Below are 4,492 nucleotides of genomic sequence, written 5' to 3' on the forward strand. Positions count from 1 at the left end.
GGACACGAAACGCACCTTCTGCGCGGCCGGCACCCGGCGGCGCACCTCCTCGGCCAGGAGCGTCTCCGTGGCGGTGGGGGCGCCGAAGGACAGGCCGCGGGCGGCCGCCGCCTGGACCGCGGCGACGACCTCCGGGTGGGCGTGGCCCAGGAGCGCCGGGCCCCACGAGCCCACCAGGTCCACGTAGCTCCGCCCCTCGGCGTCGGTGACATGGGCGCCGCTCGCCGAGGCGATGAACCGCGGCGTGCCGCCCACCGAGCCGAAGGCGCGCACGGGGGAGTCGACTCCCCCGGGGATGACGGCGCGAGCCGCCTCGAACAGGGAGGTGTTGGTGGAAGCGGTGGTGCTGGAGGGCCGGCCTGTCGGCTGCGATTGCTGAGTCACGGTGATCCTGTCGATGAAGAGACTGGTCAGGGCCGGTTCGGGAGGTGGCCTCGCGCCGACCGGGGCTGATTCCCAACCTACCGGAACGATCCTGCCCTCTGTGGCTCTTGTATCAGCGCAGGGCCGGGTTCTCGGCGATCTCCCGGGCCCAGTAGGTCAGGACCATGTCCGCCCCCGCGCGCACGATCCCCAGCACCGACTCGGCGATGACGCGCTCGCGGTCGATCCACCCGCGCTGCGCGGCCGCCTCCACCATCGCGTACTCACCGCTGACCTGGTAGGCGGCCACCGGCACCGGTGAGGCGGCGGCGACATCGGCCAGCACGTCCAGGTAGGGGCCGGCCGGCTTGACCATGACGATGTCCGCGCCCTCGGCGACGTCGAGCATCACCTCGCGCATGCCTTCGCGACGGTTGGCCGGGTCCTGCTGGTAGGCGCGCCGGTCACCGGTGAGCGTGGAGCCCACGGCCTCCCGGAACGGCCCGAAGTAGGCCGAGGCGTACTTCGCCGAGTAGGCCAGGATCGCGACGTCCTCATGGCCGGTGGCGTCCAGGGCGGTGCGGATCGCGGCGACCTGCCCGTCCATCATCCCCGACGGCGAGACCATGTGCGCCCCGGCCTCGGCCTGGGAGACGGCCATGGCCTGGTAGGTGGCCAGCGTGGCGTCGTTGTCGACCTCGCCGGCGCGCGGGCCATCGGGGCGGATGAGCCCGCAGTGGCCGTGGCTGGTGAACTCGTCCAGGCAGGTGTCCGCGCACACGACGACCTCGTCCCCCACCTCCGCGCGCACCGCCGCGATCCCTCGGTTGAGGATGCCGTCCTCCGCCCAGGCCGCCGTGCCGGCCTCATCCCGGGTCGCGGGCACGCCGAAGAGGTCGATGGCGCCGACCCCGGCCTCGGCGCAGGCGGCGGCCTCGCGGCGCAGCGAGTCCAGCGTGTGCTGGACGACGCCCGGCATCGCCTCCACGGGGTGGGGGGCGTCAATGTCCTCGCGCACGAACACCGGCAGGATGAGGGCGGCCGGGTCCACGACGTGCTCGCGCGCCAGGCGCCGCATCGCCGGGGTGGTGCGCAGGCGCCGCGGCCGGACCGTGGGGGCCTGCGGGGTGGGGACGGAGCGGCGCGACAGGAAGTCGGCGGCCGGTCGAAGGGCGTCAGTCATGAGGTACTCCTGAGTGGGGGAGTGGTGGATATTGCTGGATTCGACGTCACGACGTCGATAGTGGCCTGAAGGATCCCCTCGGGCGTGGGGGAGGGGGCGACGGCGGCGACCGGCAGACCGAGCTCGCGGGCGGCGGCCGCGGTGGTGGCGCCGATGGCCACGAGCCGGGTGGTGGCCGGTGGCGGGCCGAGCAGCTCCAGGACGGCCCGCGTCGTGGATGGGGCGGTGAGCACGACCGCGTCCACACCGCCGGTGGCCCACGTGCTCGCCAGGCCCGGGAGCAGGTCGTGGGCGTCGGCTGTGACGGTCGTGTAGGCGGCCACCTGCTCCACCTCCCAGCCCGCCTGACGCAGGCCGTCCGCCAAGGCCGGGTCGGCCAGGGCCGATGCCGGCAGCAGCACGCGCTGCGCAGCATTCGGTGCTGGCGGGGGGCCGGTGAGCGCGGGCTCCTCCAGGAGGGCGGCGGCCGATCCCCGGGCCACCAGGTTGGGGGCGGTCCCGGTGAGTTCGGTCCACGTGCGTGCGGTCGCCGGCCCGACGACGGCCACCTGCAGCGCTGAGGGCATCGGAACGTGTAGGTAGGGCGCCAGTGCCTCGACGGTCCGGGCCGAGGTGAGCACCAGCCAGGCGGCCTCGCCCGCCGCGATCCTGCGCCCAGTCGCCTCCAGCGCCGCCGCATCCCCCGGAACCGTCCGGGTCACGGCAGCCCGCAGCACCCTCGCCCCAGCCCGCTCCAGCGCCGAGGCGATGCGGTCGCGCTCCTTGAGGCGCGGCAGCAGAACCGCCCGCCCCGACAGCGGCGCCCCGCCGCCCTCCCGGGGACGGCTCGGAAGAGGATCGGCCGAGCTGTTGCGTGACGCGGACTGCTCCATGGCCTCAGTCCCGCCGGGGCTTGTTGGCGTGCAGGTCGACGATCTGGTCGGCACCGTCCTCCAGCAGGACCTCGGCCGCCCTGGCCCCCAGCGCCTCGGCCGCCCGAACCGCCTCCGCCGCGTCCCCGGCAGCCTCCGGCCCCTCAGTGGCCTCGGGAAGCCCGGTGCTCAGCTCGCAGCCGACCTCCTGGCCACCATCGAGTGAGGTGACCACCGCCCGCAGCACAAGAACCCGCGGCTCCCGGCTGCCGCCCCGCAGATGCGCCCAGGCCCCCACCGGCGCCGCGCAGCCCGCACCGAGCCGGGCCATGAGCGCCCGCTCCGCCGTCACCGCCAGACGCGTGGGCTCATCGTCGAGCACCGCCACCGCCCGGGCCAGCTCCGCAGAGTCCTCGCCGGTTCGCGCCTCCACGGCCAGGGCCCCCTGAGCCGGCGCGGGCAGCATCGTCTCAAGGTCCAGGACCTCGCTCGCGCAGTGCTCCAACCCCAGGCGCCGCAGCCCCGACAGGGCCAGGACCACCGCGTCCAGGTCACCGGCGGCATCGGCCCGCGCAGGCGCCACTGGCTCATCAGTACCGACGCCGACCGCCTCCAGCCCCCGCACCCGCGCCAGGCGCGTGGGCACGTTACCGCGCAGGTCCACCACCTCCAGGTCGGGTCGGGCGGCCAGCAGCTGGGCGGCCCGGCGCGGCGAGCCGGTGCCCACGCGGGCGCCGTCGGGCAGGGTTGCCAGGGTCAGGCCGTCGCGGGCGCACAGGGCGTCGCGCGGGTCCTCGCGTGACGGCACGCAGATGACCTCCAGGCCCTCGACCGGCTGGGTGGGCAGGTCCTTGAAGGAGTGGACCACCAGGTCCACCTCGCCGTCCAGGAGCGCATGGCGCAGCCGGGCCGCGAAGACCCCCACCCCGCCGAGCTGACGCAGGGGCGTGCGGTCGCCATCGCCGTCCGTGCGCACGGTGACCAGCTCGATGTCCAGACCATCACGCTGCGCGCCGGAGCCCTCGCCGGGAGCGCCGGCCGCCATCAGCGCCTCGGCGACCTGCCCGGACTGGGTCAGCGCCAGGCGCGAGCCGCGCGTGCCCAGGCGAAGCCGCCCGGAGTCCGTCCCCGTCGTCGTCATGCATCCCCTCCTCGTGCGCGGTTCTCAATCGTCGCGTTCGTACCGTAGGGCTCGCCTTCGTACCTTGGAGGTACGAACGCGCTACCTAATATACGAACGCGACGGCCGCCCCCGCCTTGGCGCGGCGCTTCACCCGCCATGGGGGCTCACCAGGCGCCCGGCCGCGGCGCGGGCGTGCCCGACGACGGCCGCGATCCCGGTCCCCGCCACCCACGCCCCGGTGACCTCCAGTCCCGCCACCGGCGCCAGCTGCTCCTCCATGCGCGTCGTGCGCTCCCGGTACGCGGGTGTCACCGGCGGCAGCGTCCCGTCCCAGCGCACCAGCATGTGGTCGATCACCGCCTCCGGCTCGATCCTCACCCCGGTCAGGGCCGCCACATCATCCAGCGCCACCTGCAGATCCACCTGCGGGCGCGGCTGACCGGGCCGACCGTAGGACAGGCGCAGCGCGTGGACGTCCGGGCCGTGCAGCGCCCGCAGCTCGGCGCCGACCCACGGCCACTTGGCACTCAGGTGCGACAGCGCCTTGGCCTGCGCCGGGCAGGTCAAGGCGCTCGCCGATCCCCCACCGGGCTCCGTCCCATCAGGCGCCATGGTGCCGGCCGACGACGCCGCAGTGGCGGGGTCAGCAGGGCCGGCGGGCGCCACGAGCAGCCCCGAGCCCACCGGCTCCTTGCTGAGTTCCGGCGCCCGCGCCACCAGCGTGAAGCGGGCGATCGGCGCCCCTACCGGCACGGTCAGGTCCGTCGCGCTCGCGGGCAGGCCGGGAATCCCCCGCAGCAGCCGCAGCGCGGCGCCCGCCGAGCAGGCCACGACGACGCGGTCCGTCACCACGACCTCCTGCGCACCATCGGGTACCGGCTCATCCGACGGCGTCGGTCCCCGACGTGTCGGGGCGATCCCCACCCGCCAGGCGGCCGGAGCCTCCCCGCCCGCGCTGTCCTCGACGTCGCC

Annotated in this window: 4 protein-coding genes and 1 pseudogene; all 5 read right to left on the bottom strand. The window is 75.2% G+C overall.

The features are described 5' to 3' along the window. Window positions 1-321, bottom strand: a 321-nt coding sequence (locus RIV12_RS12935) for an aminotransferase class III-fold pyridoxal phosphate-dependent enzyme (RefSeq protein WP_428978949.1), incomplete at its 3' end; no start/stop codon positions are given. Between the two features lie 175 nt (window positions 322-496). Further along, entirely contained in the window at window positions 497-1,546 is a 1,050-nt protein-coding gene (gene hemB, locus RIV12_RS12940) for a porphobilinogen synthase (protein WP_309324416.1), read from the bottom strand. Then, window positions 1,543-2,418, bottom strand: coding sequence for a uroporphyrinogen-III synthase (locus tag RIV12_RS12945; protein WP_309324418.1), 876 nt, complete (start codon window positions 2,416-2,418; stop codon window positions 1,543-1,545). Before RIV12_RS12945 ends, hemB begins: the two co-directional genes overlap by 4 nt. Window positions 2,419-2,422: 4 nt before the next feature. Further along, window positions 2,423-3,538, bottom strand: coding sequence for a hydroxymethylbilane synthase (gene hemC, locus RIV12_RS12950; protein ID WP_309324420.1), 1,116 nt, complete (start codon window positions 3,536-3,538; stop codon window positions 2,423-2,425). Between the two features lie 129 nt (window positions 3,539-3,667). Continuing rightward, window positions 3,668-4,492, bottom strand: a pseudogene (locus RIV12_RS12955) (protoporphyrinogen/coproporphyrinogen oxidase); the annotation flags it as partial.

Source organism: Actinomyces stomatis (assembly GCF_031292835.1).
Lineage (GTDB): Bacteria > Actinomycetota > Actinomycetes > Actinomycetales > Actinomycetaceae > Actinomyces > Actinomyces stomatis.

What these genes read in the sequence shown, in the direction of transcription:
- hemB (WP_309324416.1), bottom strand. Translation starts at nt 1,546, where the DNA reads ATGACTGACGCCCTTCGACCGGCCGCCGACTTCCTGTCGCGCCGCTCC.
- RIV12_RS12945 (WP_309324418.1), bottom strand. Translation starts at nt 2,418, where the DNA reads ATGGAGCAGTCCGCGTCACGCAACAGCTCGGCCGATCCTCTTCCGAGC.
- hemC (WP_309324420.1), bottom strand. Translation starts at nt 3,538, where the DNA reads ATGACGACGACGGGGACGGACTCCGGGCGGCTTCGCCTGGGCACGCGC.